The following is a 20069-nucleotide window of genomic DNA, read 5'->3' as shown; positions in this document are numbered from 1 at the left end:
TCACCATCAAACGGGTGAAAGAAGGATTGCGCAAGGTACCTCATAAAGGCTTCAGCTATGGAGCGCTGAAATATGTGGCCCGGATGCCGGAGTTGCAGACGGAGCGTCCAGCATCCATTTCGTTTAACTATCTCGGTGAGATGGACGGAGGCATGATTGGGGAAGCCATGTTCCGGGAGTCTCGTTTCTCTACGGGGCAAACGATTGGTGGCCATATCGCCCGAAATAACCCGATTGAACTGAACGCCTTCGTTTCCGGTGGGAAGTTACATCTCAACGTAACAGCAAACCAAACTGCGGTGGACATGCCGCTTGTAAGCCGATTTGCAGAGACGTTTTTCGAACGATTAACGGAAATTGTGGACCATTGCTTGTCTCAGCGTGAAACGACATATACGCCTTCCGACTATGGTGATCCAAACCTGGCACTGGAGGAGTTAGATCTTATTAAGTCAGCCTGTCCGGGCGTGATCATTGAACGGATTTATCCATTAACCAATATGCAGCAAGGCATGCTCTTTCACGCGATGGAAGATCCGTCATCAACTGCGTATTTCCAGCAAACGGTCATGGAGATTCGCGGGGAAGTGAACCCGGATGATCTGCAATCCAGTTTCAATGAGCTCATGAACAGACATGAAGCGTTGAGAGCTTCATTTATACATCGAGATTTGGAAGAACCGAGACAGGTCATTATGCAAAATCTCACCATTGAATTTGAATTTCAAGACTGGACAGCTTTGGAAGCAAATCAATCAGCAGCACAGTTGGAAACTTTTTCACAGCAGGATAAGGCTCGCAGTTTCCGTCTGGATACACAGCCGCTTATGCGTGCAGCTCTGTTTCGCACCACAGATGAATCCTATACCCTTGTATGGAGCCATCATCATATTTTGCTGGATGGATGGTGTCTGGGAATTATATTATCCGAGCTGTTCCAGATCTATAAGGCCAAGCTTGAGAATAAGGCGCACAACCTGAAGGAGCCGAAACGATATCATCAATATATTGAATGGCTCATTCGTCAGGACAAGGATGAGGCCCAAGCGTATTGGAGACGTTATCTGGAGAATTATGACACACAGTCGAGTGTTCCAGGTTTGCTTCTTACAGAGCATGATGTTCCGTATTTGCGAAAAGAACAGACGATATCTTTGGGTCAGGAGTTAACCCGCCAATTAAATGAAATAGGTGCTCATTATGGGGTGACGTTGAATACCGTCATTCAATGTATCTGGGGTCTGGTGCTGGCCAGATATAATGATACGGAGGACGTCATATTTGGAACCGTAGTCTCTGGCAGAGAAGCGCCAGTTGAAGGCATAGAAGAGATGATAGGGTTGTTCATCAATACGATTCCCGTTCGGATTGGTTACCCGCATCAAAAGCATTTTGGCGACGTACTCCAGGCCGTTCAGAAACAAGCCGTTGAAAGTCAGCGATTTAATTATTTGAATCTGGCTGAGGTTCAGGCATTGAGTGATCTCAATAAGGAATTAATGGATCACGTCTTTGTATTTGAGAACTATGCCCTGGATCATGGAGCCGTTCAACAATCCAGCACTGGGGTTGGTTTTGAAATTACCGGACTGCATGCGGAGGAACAGAGCAACTACGGATTCCTGATTTCGGCAACACCTGGCGACAGCCTGACCCTTGTGATTACGTATGATGGTAATAAATATGATTCATCCATCATCGAGCGTATGGATCAACATTTTAGGAGTGTGGCAGAACAAGTTACTTCAGCTGATCATCATCAGCTTGCTGACATTCAACTTGTGAGTGGTCAAGAGTGTGAGGTGCTCCTGAATTCTTTCAATAACTCTGATGCGGATTACCCGCGAAATATGACCATTCATGAGCTATTCCAGCAGCAAGTTCGACGTACGCCTGATCGAATTGCTGTCCGGGATGAGCATCGTCATATGACGTACATGGAGCTGAATGAGCGTTCCAATCAACTGGCCCGTACGTTGTTTTCGCTTACAGGAGGAACAGAGCAATTCATTGGGATTATGGCGGATCGGTCAATCGATATGATCGTTGGCATTATGGCAGTGTTAAAAGCGGGAGCCGCATATATACCTATTGATCCCACTTATCCGGATGATCGTATTAGCTATATGCTGGAGGATTCGGGCATCCGCCTGCTGGTAGTTTCTGAAAAAGGAATGGATCGTGGACTTCACCGGGGTTCATGCGTTGTCTTGGAGGAAGAGAACTCGTATCACCTGGATGCAGGAAATCTGGAGACATCCGTTCAGTCACATGATCTCGCCTATGTCATTTATACCTCAGGTACGACTGGGAATCCGAAGGGAACACTGATTGAGCATAAAAATGTCGTGCGTTTGTTGATCAATGGCCGTAATCGATTTAATTTCAGCGAGAACGATGTATGGACGATGTTCCATTCCTTCTGTTTTGATTTTTCGGTGTGGGAGATGTATGGAGCACTGTTGTACGGAGGAACCTTACTTATCGTTCCACATCTGGTCGCCCAACAGCCTGGAGAATTCCTGCAATTATTAATCCGTGAAAAGGTAACCATTCTGAATCAGACGCCATCTTACTTCTATCGATTGATGCATGAGGAGGCAAAACGTCCGAGGAAGGAATTGAGTTTGCGAAAAGTCATTTTTGGCGGAGAAGCGCTAAGTCCGTCATTATTGACAGCATGGCATAAGCGTTATCCATCTACAAAATTAATTAATATGTACGGCATTACGGAGACTACGGTTCATGTTACCTATAAGGAGATTACCCTGTCTGATATGCAAATGGGCAGAAGTAATATAGGTCAGCCCATCCCTACACTCCGGGCATATATTCTGAACCAGTATCTCCAATTACAGCCTGTAGGATGTGCAGGTGAGCTATACGTTGCAGGAGAAGGGCTTGCCAGAGGATACCTCAACCGATCCAGTCTTACGGAAGAACGATTTGTCGAAGATCCGTTCTATCCTGGTGAGAAAATGTATCGTTCAGGCGACTTGGCCAGATGGCGTGCAGATGGCAACATGGAGTACTTGGGCCGCATGGACCATCAGGTCAAAATTCGGGGATATCGAATTGAATTGGGTGAAATCGAACATCAATTACTTCAGCTTCCTGTCGTCAAGGATGCATTCGTTGTAGCCAGGGCGGATGAAGAGCATACACAATATATCTGCGCATATATCACCCTAAACGAGGTAGCAGATGACGCAGTTACGCAACAGATCAGACAACAGTTATCTCTTCAATTGCCGGATTATATGATGCCAGCCTACATTGTAAAGATGGATCAATTGCCATTGACCTCCAACGGGAAAGTGGATCGTAAAGCGCTGCCAGCCCCGGAAGCGGGCATGTCTGCACTTGGGGGTTATGAAGCTCCGGGAAGCAGGGTGGAAGCGGAATTGCTTGCACTCTGGCATCAGCTTCTAAAGAATGACCGTATTGGCGTAAGCCACAATTTCTTTGAAGTTGGAGGACACTCGCTGAAGGCTTCGGCTCTCGTATCTCGTGTCCATAAGGCATTCGGTGTGGCCATACCCTTGAGACAAGTATTTGCAACGCCTACGGTTAGAGCCTTGTCCCAGTGGATTGATTCTGCTCGTTCCAGCAAATATGTGACCATAACCAAAGCGGAAACCAAGGAGTTCTATCCGCTTTCGTCCGCACAAAAAAGGCTTTTTATTATGCATCAGCTGGAAGATTCGAGCCTGGCCTACAATATGCCTTATGCTATGAAAATATCTGGAAATCTGGATGTACGCCAATTGGAAAGAGCCTTTCAGGATCTGATCAAGCGTCATGAATCATTCAGGACTTCCTTCCATATGGTTGATGGACAGCCAGTTCAACGAATTGATCAACAGGTGGAATTCAGGATCACATCTCTCGAGCTGGGTGACCAGACTTTAGAAGCGTGGCAGGCGAGATTTGTACGTCCATTCAATCTGACTCAGGCTCCGTTGCTGCGGGTCGAACTTGTGCAGATGGGGCCGGCTGAATACAGTCTGATTATGGATATGCATCACATTATTGCGGACGGTGTTTCTATGGGCGTTTTGACCAGGGAGCTGATCGCCCTGTATGAAGGACAAACGTTTGAACCACTACAATTGCAATACAGGGATTATGCCGAGTGGCAGGCACTATCCAGAACAACGGAAGTGATGCAGGCACAGAAGGACTACTGGCTCAGTGCCTATCAAGAGGAAGTCCCGCTCCTGGATCTGCCTATCGATTTTGCAAGACCACAACACCGCAATTATGAAGGCGAACTGTTTCCGTTCGAGTTATCTGAGGGTGTGTCGCAACGGCTGTCTCAATTGGCTCATCAAGAGGGCGTAACCTTATTTATGCTTCTGCTTGCTGGTTATACAACACTGTTACATCGATACACTGGGCAAGAGGATATCATCGTGGGGACACCAATAGCAGGTAATTCACAGCCGGAGCTGGAAAATGTAATCGGTTTGTTCATTAATACGCTGGCACTTCGGAATCGTCCCGTAGGCACGTTTACGTTCAAGGAGTATCTGAACGAGATCAAGGAGAACACACTTCAGGCCTATGAAAACCAGGATTATGCATTTGATGAACTGGTTGAACAGCTTGCCTTGGCAAGAGATATGAGCCGAAGTGCCTTGTTTGATACGATGCTGGTATTCCAGAATTATGACAGTGAGGAGCTTGCGATAGAGGGTGTGCAATTCAGCTCACTTCCTCCAAGTAACATCCGATCCAAATTTGATATCACTTTAACCGCAATGGAAGCTGAGGGCCGGATCAAATGTGTATTTACGTACTCTACGGAGTTGTTTAAGCCTGAAACAATAGAGCGTATGGCAGGCCACCTGACTGAGTTGCTGGATAATATCAGTAACGATGCCACGTCGCGGTTGCAGGATATTCAATTCATCACGTCAGAAGAGACAAAATCTATTATGCAGCTATCCTGTGGTCAACCTGTGCAATACAGAACAGATGCAGCCCTGATCGAACTGTTCGAGGAGCAAGTGAGGAAGTCATTCGGGCAACGGGCAGTTGTGTCAGGAGAAAACGAATTATCTTATGAAGAGTTGAATCGCAGCGCTAATCAACTGGCTCGCTCGTTGAGAGCAAGAGGGGCTGTACCGAATTCGGTTATCGCAGTAAGCATTAATCCATCTGTGGACTTGATTATAAGCATGCTGGCCGTTCTTAAAACGGGAGCCATCTATTTACCGATTGATCCTGAGCAGACTGTGAACAGGACAAATGTTATTTTGAAAGACAGTCAGGCTATCCTTCTGTTGACGGATCATCCGTTGTCCAAGGAGTTATCTTTCAGTGGCGATGTGTGTCAGGTTAACGATGGCAGTATCGAGAGCTTTGACTACACGGATCTATCTCTGCCGACTTCGCCTGAACAGCAGGTCTATATGATCTATACATCAGGTTCAACAGGTACTCCGAAAGGTGTCTTGGTTCGCAACCGAAATATTGTTAATTACACACAATGGTTCATCCGCGAGGCGGGAATTTCTACGGCAGATCGAACGATGCTGATGTCTTCCAGTGCTTTTGATCTGGGATACACAGGTGTATTTTCATCCTTGTTGCAGGGCGGAGAGCTTCACGTTCCAAGCAAGGAAGACTACACCAATCCGGCTAGAGTATTACAAATGATGGCTTCACAGCGTATCACATTCATCAAACTGACACCTTCATTATTCAATCTGCTGCTCCATGATCCTGCATTTACAGAATGGCAGCCTGTGCTGAGGCTGGTTGTGCTTGGTGGAGAGAAGACGAATACAACGGATGTGGAAAAGTATCTTCAAGAATATCCAAACAGCCGGATCATGAATCATTATGGTCCAACTGAAACGACGATTGGTGTCGTTTTTCATCACATATCGTCTGTAAATGTTCATTCCTTTATGGATTATCCGGTTATTGGCAGACCGATCGATAACACAGCGGTATACGTGCTGGATAACCATAATCATCTGGTGCCCCGGGGTGTTTTCGGTGAAATTTGTGTTACGGGTGAAGCAGTATCCACCGGCTATTTCAATCAAGCAGAACTGACCCGAGAGAAATTTGTTGAAGATCCATTTCAGCCGGGGCAGATCATGTACAAAACAGGAGATCTTGCCCGTTGGACACATGATGGTGAGCTGGAACTGGCAGGTCGGAAGGATAACCAGGTGAAAGTGCGTGGTTATCGGATTGAATTGGATGAAATCAAAAAACAAATGCTGCTTCTGGAAGGTATACGCGAGGCCGTTATCGTACCTGGAGCCCAGGAACAGGCTGCCGTACTCTGTGCCTATTTCACCGCAAACAGATCGATACCATTGGACGAAATTCGCATTCATCTGGGTGTCGAATTGCCTGAATATATGATTCCTACGCATTGTATGCAATTGGATACCCTGCCTCTGAACGGCAATGGGAAATTGGATGTACGTGCACTTCCCGAACCGGATGCAAGCATGGGTGGAGAGACGGTCTATGAGGCCCCAAGAAACGAGGCGGAGAGGTTGCTCGTTTCGATCTGGGAAGAGGTGCTTGGCTTCAAGCCAATGGGCATTAACCATCACTTCTTTGCTTCCGGTGGTGATTCCATCAAAGCATTGCAAATTATATCCAGACTGTCCAGAGCTGGCAAAAAGCTCACCATGAAAGAGCTATTTGCCCATCCACAGATCAAGTTGCTGGGACGTTACATGAGAGAAGATTCCCTTATAAATCGGATGAAGCAGCCTGTGACGGGTCCAGTTGATCTTACACCCATCCAGAAGTCTTATTTCTTGCAGCATCAACGTACAGGAATGAACCACTTTAATCAGTCCCTGATGTTGTACCGCGAGGAGGGATTCAATCCAGAGACAGTCCGGCAGATCATGGAAGGGTTAATGATGCATCACGATGTCTTGCGGATGTCCTATCATGAGGAACAAGGCAAGGTGGTGCAGACCCAGCTCGATTATGAAGCAGGTCTTTTCCAAATGGAGGTACAGGACATGAACGGTCTTGATGAGCAGGAATTGTTCATCAAGGTGCAGCAGGCAGCCTCCCGTATACAGGAATCCATAGACATTTTCGAGGGGCCGCTGGTGCGAGCTGTCATTTTCAGAACCGATCAGGGAGATCACTTGCTCCTTGTAATCCATCATATGATAATTGATGGTGTATCCTGGAAAATTTTATTGGAAGATTTGGCGATAGGATACCAGCAGCTTCTGGAAGGACAAGATCTTTCTTTTTATCCGATTACGGATTCTTACCCGTACTATGCCTCTTTCCTGAACGACTATGCGAAGGGAGGGCGTCTCGCGAAAGAGCGGGCGTATTGGATCAAGACGGATCAGGAAGAGACCGGTTTTCTTCCAAGGCATGAAGTTCATCTGGATGAATACCGTTACGGTGATAATCGAATGAGCAGTGTGTCGCTGGACCGGGAGATGACCACTCAACTTTTACGAGAGACAAACCAGGCCTACTATACCGAAATTAATGACATTCTACTGGCTGCTCTCGCTCTCTCCATCAGGAAATGTGCAGGAGCGAGCAAAATTAAGGTAACGATGGAAGGTCACGGTCGCGAGCTTATGGGAGACGAATTGGATATCAGTCGTACAGTTGGCTGGTTTACAAGCAAATATCCGGTATGTATCGATCTCGGGAATGAGGAAGGGCTTGGCACAACGATCAAGGATGTTAAAGAGCAGCTAAGAAGAGTTCCAGCCAAAGGAATCGGTTACGGCATATTGAAGTATATGTCCAATGAGTTGCCAATGTTGAAAGAGCAGACACCGCCCCTGTTGTTTAACTATTTGGGACAGATGGATCAGGACATCAATAGTGGTCTGTTTCGTTCTTCCTGGTTGTCAGCAGGCAATCCGGTTGGTGATGATGTGATTCGTGCCAATCCAATGGAAGTTATTGCCTATGTGGCTGATGGTCAATTGATGATTAACATCACTTACAATCACAAGTTGTTTGATGAATCCATTGTAGTGAACTTTGCAACAACCTACCAAAAAATGCTTCAACAGGTCATTGAACATTGCGCGCAGCAACAGCAGGCCGAAAAAACGCCATCCGATTATGGAGATCCATATGTAACGCTGCAAAATTTGAAAGTGATTACGCAAAAGTTCGGCCCAGAGCGAATTGAGAAAATATATCCTTTGGCCAACATGCAGCGCGGGATGCTGTACCATGCACTTGAGAATCGCGGAGACAGGGTTTATTTTGAGCAGCTGATCATGAATATCAGAGGAAATCTTGACATTGATCGGTTTCAGGAGAGTCTGACCCTGTTGATGCAACGTCACGAAATGCTTCGTGCTTCCATTGAATACCAAGTTACGGAAGAGCCGCGGAATATTATTTGTCAAAACCGCGGGGCTGCTTTTGTATACCGGGATCTTCGAGGATTGCCAGAACAGGACAGAGGCACTCGTGTATTGTCAATTGCTATGGAGGACAAAAGAAAAGGCTTTGACCTTGGAAAAGATACACTGGTTCGATTTGAATTGTTGCAGACCAATGAGGAGCAATACTCGTTAATCTGGAGTAACCATCATATCTTGCTTGATGGCTGGGCAAGAGGCATCATTCTTGCAGAGCTGGTCCATCTCTATGAATGCAAACGTACTGGGAAAAACATTCAGCTCCACGAGCCTGTACCTTACAGTGAATATGTGGAATGGTTGCAGGCGTTGAACAAGGATGAAGCCATCTCGTACTGGAGGAATTATCTGGGCGGATATGAGAACAAGGTTCAGTTGCCAGCAGGAGCTTCTCGTTCATTGAACGATGGGGTCACTCCACAGGAGCATCAATTCCGCATTTCCAGACAGCTCACGAAGCAAATGAATGACCTTGCCAACCGGAACCATGTCACATTTTATACGGTTATGCAGTGTGTCTGGGGAATCATGCTTGCGAAGTACAACGATACTTCGGATGTCGTCTTTGGAACGGTGGTATCCGGGAGAGAAGCGCAGGTAAGAGGGATCGAAAACATGGTTGGTTTATTTATCAACACCATTCCTGCACGGATTCAATGGGATGAGGGACATACCTTCAAACAACTGGTTGGAGATATGCAGGCCTTATCGATTGAAGGGAGTCAGCATCACCATCTGGGTCTGGCTGAAATTGCGTCTTTGAGCAGTCTGAAAAGAGATTTGATCGATCATATTATGGTTTTTGAAAATTACTCGGTGGATTCAAGTCTCGTGGAACAGGGCGCGAGTGATATTGGGTTTGTCATTGAGGATGTCCATAGTCAGGAACAGACGAATTATGGATTCAATCTCATTGCAATACCTGGTGAAGAGCTTGTAATCAAGTTTGCTTATGATTCGGGCAAATATGATGAAGCCCTGATGAAAGTCATGGAAGACCATATGCTTACGCTGTTGAAACAAATTGTGACAGATGAAAACTTGCGGGTTGATGATATCCAAATCATGACCAAACAAGAGCAGGTCATCCTGTTGGATCAGTACAACGATACCGCATCAGCCTATCCAAAGGGCAAAATGATGCATCAGTTGGTCAGTGAACAGGCCGCCAAGACTCCTGAACATATTGCCGTAGCGTTGGGCGATAATGCGCTGACTTACAATCAGCTCGACATAAAATCGAATCAATTGGCAAGACATTTAAAGGCTATCCATGTTGGTCCAGGTTCCATGGTGGGTATTATGGTTGAGCGCTCACCCGAGATGATTGTTGGCATTCTGGCTATTATGAAGGCGGGCGGAGCGTATGTGCCCATTGACCCGGAATATCCCGCAGAACGAATTGCATTTATTTTGGAGGATAGCGGTTCACCGATTATATTGGAAATGGGAGAAGGCCATACCGTGTCAGGCAGAACATCCGTAGCGATTGATGCGGATTATAGCCATTATTCAGCAGAACCATTGGAACTGCAAGCTGGACCGGAGGATATAGCGTATATGATTTATACCTCAGGATCGACCGGGAAACCAAAAGGCACAATGATTCCGCACAGCGGTCTGATCAACTATATTTTCTGGGCGAAGGACGTTTATTTGCAGAATCAGGAGCTTGATTTTGCCCTGTACTCTTCCTTTGCGTTTGATTTGACGATCACTTCGATCTTTACACCGCTGGTTACTGGAAATAAAATAGTGGTATATCCAACCAGCGGAGATGAACCGGTGATCCTGAATGTATTCAGGGATCGGCAAGCAGGCGTGGTTAAATTGACACCATCACATCTGAATCTGATTAAGGATATGGACAATACCCGTTCCAGTATCAAGTGCCTGATTGTAGGTGGTGAGGACCTGAAATCGGAATTGGCTCGGGAAGTGTACGAAAGTTTCGGAGGCAAGGTTCAGATCTTTAATGAATATGGGCCAACGGAAACGGTTGTAGGCTGTATGATCCATCCGTACAATCCCGAGACGGACACGAGAATCTCAGTACCTATTGGGAAACCTGCTGCAAATGTGCAGTTATATGTGCTGAATCAACAGCAGCAACTGCTTCCGGCTGGTTCACCAGGGGAACTTTACATTGGAGGTGATGGAGTATCCCGAGGATACTTCGGACGTCCAGAACTAACGGTGCAGAAGTTTGTACCCAATCCGTTCAAAGAAGGGACTACCCTATACCGGACAGGTGATTTGGTGCAATGGCTGCCTAATGGCGACATGGAATTCCTCGGACGAATCGATCATCAGGTGAAAATTAGGGGATACCGTATTGAGCCGGGAGAAATTGAACATCGTTTGCTGCAACAACCGGAAGTCAAAGATGTAATTGTGACCCCGCGGCAAGATGATGCTCAGCAGAGCTATCTCTGTGCGTACATCGTACCTGTGGACCCGAGTAAAAAGATGGACATCGTTCAACTGAAACAGGGATTGCTTGACGAGCTTCCCGCATATATGATACCTGCATTCTTTATTGTGATGGATCAACTCCAATTGACGGTGAACGGAAAAGTGGACTTGAAGGCATTGCCTGAGCCCAAGGGCAGTGTGACAGCTCTACATTCCTATACACCACCGGAAACGGAACTGGAACGCCATATGACAGATATTTGGGAGGACATTCTTCCAGTGAAGCCAATTAGCATACATGCAAATCTGTTTGAGCTGGGTGCGAATTCGTTAAACGTGATGTCTTTTGTATCCCGTTTGTACAGTCTGTTGAATTTTAGAATCCCGTTTAAGGACATTTTTGAAAAACCGACCATTGCTGATCTGGCGGCCTTTGTTGAGAAAGCCATAGATCTGCTGGAGGACTACACCGAAGATTACATGCAGCTAACCCGGACGAGCGAAAAAAATCGGATTATTTTCTGTTTTCCTCCCGCTGCTTCCATGGGGATTGCCTACATGACGCTTGCTCAGCATCTGGACTCGTTCGGAGTTTACAGCTTTAATTTCATCACTTCAGAAGATCGGATTGCTCGTTACGCCCAAATGATGATTGATATTGAAAAGGAGGGCCCGTTCACACTGATGGGTTACTCCTCGGGTGGAGTGCTGGCCTTCGATGTAGCCAAAGAGCTTAATCGCAGAGGATATGAAGTGCGTGACCTGATTATACTGGACTCAAAATACCGAACAGAGGTGGAAGAGCATCGTCTGACTGAAGAACAAATCAGGCAGGAGATTCAGCAAAAGTTCAACATGAGTCAATATCAAGACCTTGAAAAATTGGCGAATGACTATTTGCTGGAGCTGATTACGAAGTCTTACCTGTATGTTCATGAAGCCATAACCTTTGGTACGATTGATGGTAACATCAGTTATGTGACTTCAGGACTTTTGAATGCCAATGCTTCGATTGCCTTGTGGGCCCAATCCACCACAGGACAATTCAGACAAGTGAAAGGTTACGGCAAACATATGGAGATGATCGACAAAAACTATCCAGAAATTGTGGAACAGAATGCAATGCTCATCAACGAACTCTTGCTGACAAGCACTAAATAACATTATAAGGTTGGCGTTTCGTGAGTCAGAAACGCCAACCTTTTTTTAACATGAAAGTAGGTTGAAATCATGCAGAATATTCGTGTACTCATTGCGGATGACGATAAGGAGATTCGAGACCTGATCCGAAAATACCTGGAGCGAGAGATGTACACCGTGGATACTGCCGCAGATGGTGAACAAGCGCTGCAGCTGTTCCAACAGCACAAATATAATATGGTCATTCTTGACCTGATGATGCCTCAGATGGACGGTATGGAAGCTTGTCGAAGAATTCGCAGTATCAGTAATGTACCCATCATGATGGTAACAGCCAAAGACCACGAAACAGACAAAATTATAGGTCTTGGCATAGGTGCAGATGATTACATTACCAAACCATTTAGCATTCATGAGCTGGTTGCCAGAATTAAGGCACTTATGCGCAGATTTATGGTTCTTGGGACGGAGGTTCCTGACCACAGTGAGGTCATTCGTTTCAAAGGATTGATGATGAATTTGAAAACATACACAGTTGATGTTCAGGGAAAAGAGACCGATCTGACTGGCAAAGAAACGGAATTGCTCAAATTTATGATGTCCAATCCTGGCCAGGTATTTACCAAAGCCCAATTATTCAGAAATGTATGGGATAACGGGTACTTGGATGATGACAATACCATCATGGTACATATCCGAAAGCTGCGAATGAAGATTGAATCCGATCCTTCGAATCCACAATTCATAAAAACCGTTTGGGGCATCGGTTATAAATTTGTAGGTGAACGGGATGAGTAGAGATGCCGTCTTGATGTTATCCGGTCTACAGTTGATCATCGGAGCTGGGGCACTTGCCATGGAATACTACACGAGCTTGACGCATGGTTCACGAATGTGGTTGTTTGCAGCTTTCGTTTTCACCAGCATCATGGTACTCGTTAATCAATATCAGAATCGAAGCAAGCAGCAATCGATTGCTTCTGAACTGCATCGGGCGGTCAATGGAGAAGGAAAAAGAAGAATATTAAGCAAAGGGAATGTACTGCTGGATGAGATCGTTTTTGCAGCAAATGACCTGATGGAGCAGCTTGAAAGCATAAAGATCGATGCCCAGCGCTCTCAGGCAGTAAGAAAGAGTCTGTTTTCCAGCATTTCTCATGATATTCGCACACCTCTAACTTCGATGATTGGTTATGTGGATGCGCTCAAGGATGACATTGCTTCGACAGAAGAAGAGAGAAGAGACTATATGGATATTTTGTCGCGAAAATCGAAGGATTTGAAAAAAATGATAGATGAGATGTTCACCATGGCCAAACTGGATGCAGACGAGATGCCCATGCAGGCTGAACCGTTGGATCTGGCCGAATTGACTAGGGAGATTTTGATTGAATTTATACCCAGTCTCAAAAAAGCAGAGATGGATCTAAACATTCAGATTCCGGATTACCCTTGTTTCGTTATGGCAGACAGGCTGAGTATCCATCGTCTCATCAGTAATCTGATTCAAAATTCTATCCAGTATGGGCATGAAGGGGGCGTTCTGGGAATTGAAATAGCATGTTATCATCTTAATTTCCAATTAACCGTATGGGATCAGGGACCAGGGATATCGGAGAAAGAGCTAAATCTGGTGTTTGAACGTATGTATCGCAGTGACCACTCACGTAGCCCTGTCTTTGGGGCAAGCGGGCTTGGGCTTTCAATTGCCCGGACACTGGCTGAGAAAAATGAGGGGCATTTGCAGGCAGAGAGCACACCTGGCGTGAAAACATCCTTTATATTCACAATCCCCAAGTATAAGCTGCTGTCAAAGTCACAGCACAATTAAGAGATAGTTAAGATTTGGATAAGCGCTATTTAAAATCTGAAACCTAGAATGAAATTATCAGTTCTTGGAAGGAAGGTGCGCTAGACGTGAGTGTAATTATCAAAACAACAAATCTTACCAAACAATACGGGACTCAAAAATCAGTTAATTCACTGAACATGACCGTTCAACAAGGTGGGATATACGGCTTTCTTGGACGCAACGGGGCAGGGAAAACGACGACAATCCGTATGCTGCTCGGTCTAATCAAACCAACGCATGGTGAGATTGAGATATTTGGAGAGAACCTATTTACCAATCAAAAAGAAATATTAAGAAGAACCGGCTCGATTGTAGAGGTACCCGGGTTTTATGAGAACCTGACTGCCCGCGAAAATTTATCCATCAACGCTCGAATTATGGGAATATACAAAAAGAATGCAATCGAGGACGCGCTCGAAATCGTAGGTCTGCAAAATGAAACCAAAAAATTGGTTGGCAAATATTCTTTGGGAATGAAACAAAGGTTAGGCATTGCCCGAGCCCTGTTGCACTATCCAGAATTGCTGATTCTTGATGAACCTACCAATGGACTTGATCCGATTGGGATCAAAGAAATTCGCAGGCTGATTAAAAATTTGGCCACGGAGAGAAATATTACCATCTTGATTTCAAGCCATATTTTATCGGAAATTGAACAACTGGTTGATTACATGGGCATTATTCATGAAGGGAACCTGCTAGAGGAAATTTCATTTGAGCAGCTTCGGAAGAGGAACCGTAAATACACCGAATTTCAAGTTTCAGATGATAATAAGGCTGCGGTCATTCTCGACGGTTTGGATCAGGCTGAATATGAAATTCATGATGAACGCAATATCCGGGTGTATTCCCATCTTGGACAACAAGGGAAGCTAAACAGAATCTTTATGGAAAATGATATCAACGTAACCAAAATTATGGTGAGTGAGGATCGTTTGGAAGATTATTTCACCAAGCTGGTTGGAGGTGGAACCATTGGTTAATTTGCTCTACACTGAACTTCTCAAGCTGAAACGCTCCAAAATGTTTCTGCTTAGTATCATCGGAGCGGCCGTTGCCCCTTTGATGGTAGCTGCTGCCATGTTTGTGCAAATGAAAACAAAGGAGCCTTATCTTGTTGCACAATTCAGTGTGCTAATGTCCAACACAAGCATATATGCTGTACTGGTCATTGGAGTTCCGTTGTATGGTGTCATTACCGCTTATCTGTATAACAGGGAATATGCGGAGGATACAATGAAGAATCTGCTGACCATTCCGGTTTCCAGAGTCGCTCTGCTAATGTCCAAATGGATTTTGTTGCTGGGATGGATTATGCTGCTTACATTATCTGCGTGGGCGCTGGCGATCATTTTTGGTTCGCTGGGTCAATTTGCAGGTCTTACTCCACAGTTTGTGCTTAACTCGTTCAGCAATTATGTAGTGGCAGGTCTGCTGTTGTTTCTGTTGTCGACCCCGATCATTCTGATTACGCTCGTATTAAAAAGTTTTGTGCCGGCGATTATCGTAACCATTATTATTACACTGGTGAATGTGATGCTGGCTACAAGTGAACATCGCGGACTATTTCCATGGACCGCAGCACTGGATATCGCGAATGGAACACTGGAAGCCAAATATCCTCCAGAGTATTCATATATTTCGATCGCTGCTACATCCATCATTTGTCTTGGACTGGCCATTGGTTATTTTAAGAAAATAGATATTCATTAGTCTTGTCTTCAAACTTATCGAAACCTTCTCGGAAACATGCAAAATCCTAATCAAGTTGGTCGCATATGACTGCGAAAAACATAACGGAGAAGACCTGATTAGTATGGATGAGGGCTTCTTTTTCAATGATCAGGTCAACCCGTAATTACGGGTTGGCCTTTTTTGTGCTCGTTTTCCGATGGGGGAAGCTGGGATGAAAAGCTTAACGTCCACTGCCTGTTCCCCAATATCACTTAATGATATATACTTACCTGATCAAATGTGATATTGATAATCAATATCAATTATTGAGTGATGTATACATTGGAAAAAGTGAAACGAGGAGTGCGGATAGATGCAAGAGGAAGAAGCAAGACAGGGATTTACACCGGAGATGATTGATATGATGGCCAGTATCTGGACACGTTCGATCATTACATTAATAGATGTACGCTTTCAGAATATAGCGTCACAATACCCGTTGGAGCAATATAAAATGCCTAGTAGCATGTTTATCTATGCATATGGGGGAGAAGCGCAAATCCAACTGAATGAAACCACATTTGCAATGGAACGCTTCGGTTTAGTTCACGGCGGGAAGGGGAGCATGCTCAGTATTACGCCTAAAGAGGAGATGGTGAAGACCTTTATGGTGTTTTATAGAGCAGAATCACCTCTTTTTTTCAAGAAACATCTGCAACAATTACTGGAGCAAGTAAATCCATTTGTTCAACAGTTTGGTTATACGCCAAGTGATCCCATCTTGCTACGCGATTGGTTCCAACGGATGATGAATGGCTGGAAACGTGGCAAAGCGATGGATCAGCTACAGGCCAAAAGTTTTTTATATCAATTGATTCATGAGGTCTACAGGGATTTGGAGGGTGGTGAGATTCGGTATCTCCAGCCAGATCCAGCCGGTTCTGCCAAGATATATCTCGATAAACATTACAGGGAGCCGATTATGTTTCAACAAATTGCCGATATGTTTGGGATCAGTGGTGGACAATTAACGCGGTTGTTCAAAAAAAGGGAAGGGATGAACTTACAGGAGTATCTCATTCAGAGAAGGATTGAAGCTGCCTGCCATGACCTGAAACATACAGAAGCGACGGTTAAAGAAATCGCGACAGGAGCTGGTTTCGCAGATGAGAAAAACCTGTTCCGAATGTTTAAGAAGCTTTACAAGATGACACCAAGTGATTATCGGAAAATAAACGCACTATCCATGCAGGTTGATGGTATTGATAATGATTCTCATCTACCTTACGATGAGAGGGAACTAGCAAGTCTAGTCAAGTCTTATAGAGATGGGGAATCAACGATGTTTGGAACATTAAGAAGTAAAGAAATGATTTTGGCGGCGGCGATAAGCATGATGCTGTTATTGACGGCATGTACGTCAGGGACGCCAGCGAATAATGGGGGAACGGCAAATACAACACCTGCGCAGACACAGCAGACGACACAACAGGAAGGGTCGGAGACAAAAGCTTCAGAAGCAGTCTCGCAGACCAGAACGATATCCACAGTTAAGGGTGATGTTGAGGTACCTAACAACCCTCAGCGAGTTGTAGTTGATTATTTGGTTGGTGATGTGGTGGCCCTAGGTGTAACTCCTTTAGGTGTGGCTAGAGCTGCACGGGGGGAGACAGAGCCTGTTTATGCTAACCAGATTACAGACTCCATAAAAGTAGCCATGGAGCCGGAAGATATCATGACGCTTGAGCCTGATCTTATCATTTTGGCATGGAGTGATGAGTCGTATGATGATTTATCCAAAATTGCCCCGACCATTTATGTTCCCTATGGTGATATGACTACAGAAGAGCGGATACAATTTATTAGCGATGTTTTGAACAAACAGGAAGAGGCTAAGGATGTTTTGAATGCTTATACCGGAAAAATCGAAGAAGCAAAGCTAGCCTTTCAGAATGCGGGCCTATCCGATGTGACGATTACGGTTGGAGAATTCAGTGATAAAAGTAACTACATAGCTGGAGCCAAGCATGCCGTTGGTGAGCTTGTTTACGATGAACTTCAATTGCAGGCACCTTCAAAAGTCCAAACGGATATTATTGATGCAAATAAATATTGGGGCGATGTCTCCATGGAAGTATTACCCGCTTACTCTGGGGATTATATGATCTTCTTAGGAGATGGAAACGTTGCTGCTAATAATGCAGTGTGGAATGCCATACCTGCTGTGCAACATAATCGGATCGTAAAGGTGGATTCTTCGCTATCTTGGTCCACCGACGTAATGACTTCCAGTGCATTGATTGATTATATTGTTAGTCAATTGCTGGCATTAGCTAAATAAGAGTTAGAACGAAATTTTAATTGAGCACTCCAAATTTTCAAACATGACCAGTCGAATTTATGGACGTCAATAACCATATTCGTTTGGATTGTAAATAGGTGATGAAAGGGAAACGAAATGAAAAGCAAGCCTGAACAAAAACGCCGTGGGGCGATGAACTTCACCATGTACATGGTAGTAGGGCTTGGATTAACGGTTCTCATGTCGGCGGCATCAATTATGTTTGGTGCTGCTGATATGAGGTTAGCAACGGTATGGGAGGCTATTTTCCGATTTGATCCAATGCTCACTGAACATCAAATTATTCAAACCATGCGTCTTCCGCGTACCGTAGCTGATCTGATCGTCGGGTGCAGCCTTGCAGTATGTGGCGCGATCATGCAGGGGACAACGCGTAATCCGCTGGCCGACTCCGGGCTCATGGGGATTAGCTCTGGGGCAGCATTTGCAATTGCACTTTGCCTGGCCTTTCTGCCGGGTTATTCGTATTGGCAGATGATGTTGTTCGCTTGTCTGGGAGCAGCGATCGCCACCGGTATGACGTACTTTACCGCGTCACTGGGCAATCGCGGAATGACGCCTCAGCGGCTTGTACTGGCAGGTCTGTCTATTTCAATGTTGTTTGGTGCACTCAGTCAGTATTTGGCAATTAATTATGATTTGGGGCGAGCATTGACATTCTGGACGGCGGGTAGTACAGCGGGTGTCAAATGGGGTGAACTGTTGATTATCTCACCGCTTTTTGTTGGTGGTATACTGCTGGCACTGGCGCTTTCCCCTTCGGTTACATTGCTCAGTTTGGGAGATGATGTAGCAAGTGGACTCGGCATTCGTAGCGGACTGGTCAAGATTTTGTCGACAATTATTGTACTTGTACTGACTGGATTGGCTGTTGTTGTGGTTGGCCCGGTTGGTTTTGTGGGTCTGATTACCCCGCATATTGTGCGATATATGGTAGGTGTCGACTATCGATATATTATTCCGGCAGCGGCGTTATATGGTGCGTTGCTGACCGTATCGGCCGATTTGGCTGGACGTTTGATCAATAAACCGTTCGAAACGCCGATTGCCATTATATTTTCTATCATTGGTGTGCCGTATTTTCTCTTCTTGGCGCGAAGACAAAGGAGGGAATATGAATGACCAAGCGGCGTTATACGGTGAAACGAGACATTATCATCAATGTAGTGCTTATGGTGCTCATCCTTGTGTTTGCGATCATTAGCATGAATTCTGGCAAGATGAATCTTTCACCGCTAGAATTGCTGAACGTTCTCATAGGAAACGGTACCGATAAGCAAAATCTGATTGTGTTTGATTTTCGTCTGCCACGAATTGTACTTTCGATTTTGGTAGGTCTGGGAATGGGAGCGGCGGGGGTCGTGATGCAGAGTTTGCTGCGTAATGACATGGCTAGCCCGGGTACACTGGGAATTAGTTCGGGATCGGGTTTGTTTGTCCTGTTCTTCGTTGTATTCATTGAATCCACAGGCAAGAGTTCCTTTATTGCTCTGCCTCTGTTGGCTTTTGTTGGCGGACTATTGGCAGCGGGTTTGATCTTCTTATTATCGTATCGCCGCGGACGAGACATCTCGCCAATCGGTTTGATCCTGACCGGGGTCGCGTTAGGAAGCGGGTACGGGGCGCTGACGACCTTCTTGACACTCAAGCTGGATGATTCGCAGATGAACTTCATGCTGTATTGGCTGGCGGGGAGCCTATGGGGCGATGATTGGGGTTATATTTCCATACTGACACCATGGGTCTTGATCTTACTCGGCTATATTTTTTACAAGGCTCGCATACTGAATGTCCTCCATCTGGGCAATCAGACAGCACAGGGGCTTGGTGTTTCCGTGAAACGGCAGTTTTTTGGGTTGTCAATCGCGGCTGTTGCTTTATCCTCTGGCAGTGTAGCCGTGGGGGGAAGCTTCTTTTTCGTTGGCTTGATCGCTCCGCATATGGCCAGAAAACTGGTCGGTCCCGATCACAAATTGCTCATTCCGGCTGCCAGCTTGGCCGGGGGACTAATCGTGGTGTTGGCTGACACGATTACGCGCACGGTTAGACTCGTAGGAGATGTGCCGACAGGAATCGTTATTACAGTTATTAGTGTTCCATATTTTCTTTATTTACTAGCAAAAGCCAAATAACACAATCAATGATATGGTCTGAATATTTTGTGGAAAACGGCTTGGCAGGATTGTGCGTTGCTTATTAAAGCAGAATGCACGATATCAAAAGT

8 protein-coding genes are annotated in these 20069 nt (G+C 45.4%); all 8 read left to right on the top strand.

Annotated features, from left to right (window positions below; genetic code table 11):
• Positions 1 to 14 precede the first annotated feature (14 nt).
• Positions 15 to 11978 (top strand): amino acid adenylation domain-containing protein, encoded by an 11964-nt coding sequence (locus IFU39_RS07495; RefSeq protein WP_342345639.1) that lies wholly within the window; start codon positions 15 to 17, stop codon positions 11976 to 11978.
• Positions 11979 to 12047: 69 nt separating this feature from the next.
• Positions 12048 to 12755, top strand: a complete 708-nt coding sequence (locus IFU39_RS07490; protein ID WP_105598484.1) for a response regulator transcription factor — start codon at positions 12048 to 12050, stop codon at positions 12753 to 12755.
• Positions 12748 to 13788, top strand: coding sequence for a sensor histidine kinase (locus tag IFU39_RS07485; protein ID WP_105598485.1), 1041 nt, complete (start codon positions 12748 to 12750; stop codon positions 13786 to 13788). The genes IFU39_RS07490 and IFU39_RS07485 overlap by 8 nt, the downstream gene beginning before the upstream one ends.
• An 86-nt stretch (positions 13789 to 13874) precedes the next feature.
• On the top strand, positions 13875 to 14792 hold the full coding sequence (locus IFU39_RS07480) for an ABC transporter ATP-binding protein (RefSeq protein ID WP_105598486.1): 918 nt from the start codon (positions 13875 to 13877) through the stop codon (positions 14790 to 14792).
• Positions 14785 to 15522, top strand: a complete 738-nt coding sequence (locus IFU39_RS07475) for an ABC transporter permease (protein WP_146117027.1) — start codon at positions 14785 to 14787, stop codon at positions 15520 to 15522. Before IFU39_RS07480 ends, IFU39_RS07475 begins: the two co-directional genes overlap by 8 nt.
• A gap of 334 nt (positions 15523 to 15856) precedes the next feature.
• Positions 15857 to 17824: an AraC family transcriptional regulator gene (locus tag IFU39_RS07470; RefSeq protein ID WP_192131930.1), complete on the top strand. Its 1968-nt coding sequence runs from the start codon at positions 15857 to 15859 to the stop codon at positions 17822 to 17824.
• 117 nt (positions 17825 to 17941) lie between these two features.
• Complete coding sequence (locus IFU39_RS07465) at positions 17942 to 18967, top strand: FecCD family ABC transporter permease (protein ID WP_047842702.1); 1026 nt, start codon at positions 17942 to 17944, stop codon at positions 18965 to 18967.
• Positions 18964 to 19977, top strand: a complete 1014-nt coding sequence (locus IFU39_RS07460) for a FecCD family ABC transporter permease (protein WP_192131928.1) — start codon at positions 18964 to 18966, stop codon at positions 19975 to 19977. The genes IFU39_RS07465 and IFU39_RS07460 overlap by 4 nt, the downstream gene beginning before the upstream one ends.
• Positions 19978 to 20069 lie beyond the last annotated feature (92 nt).

Origin of the sequence: Paenibacillus sp. CFBP 13594 (assembly GCF_014842675.1) — a bacterium.
Lineage (GTDB): Bacteria > Bacillota > Bacilli > Paenibacillales > Paenibacillaceae > Paenibacillus > Paenibacillus amylolyticus_B.
Note: the sequence above shows the minus strand (reverse complement) of the source record. Positions and strands in the feature narration are given on the sequence as shown.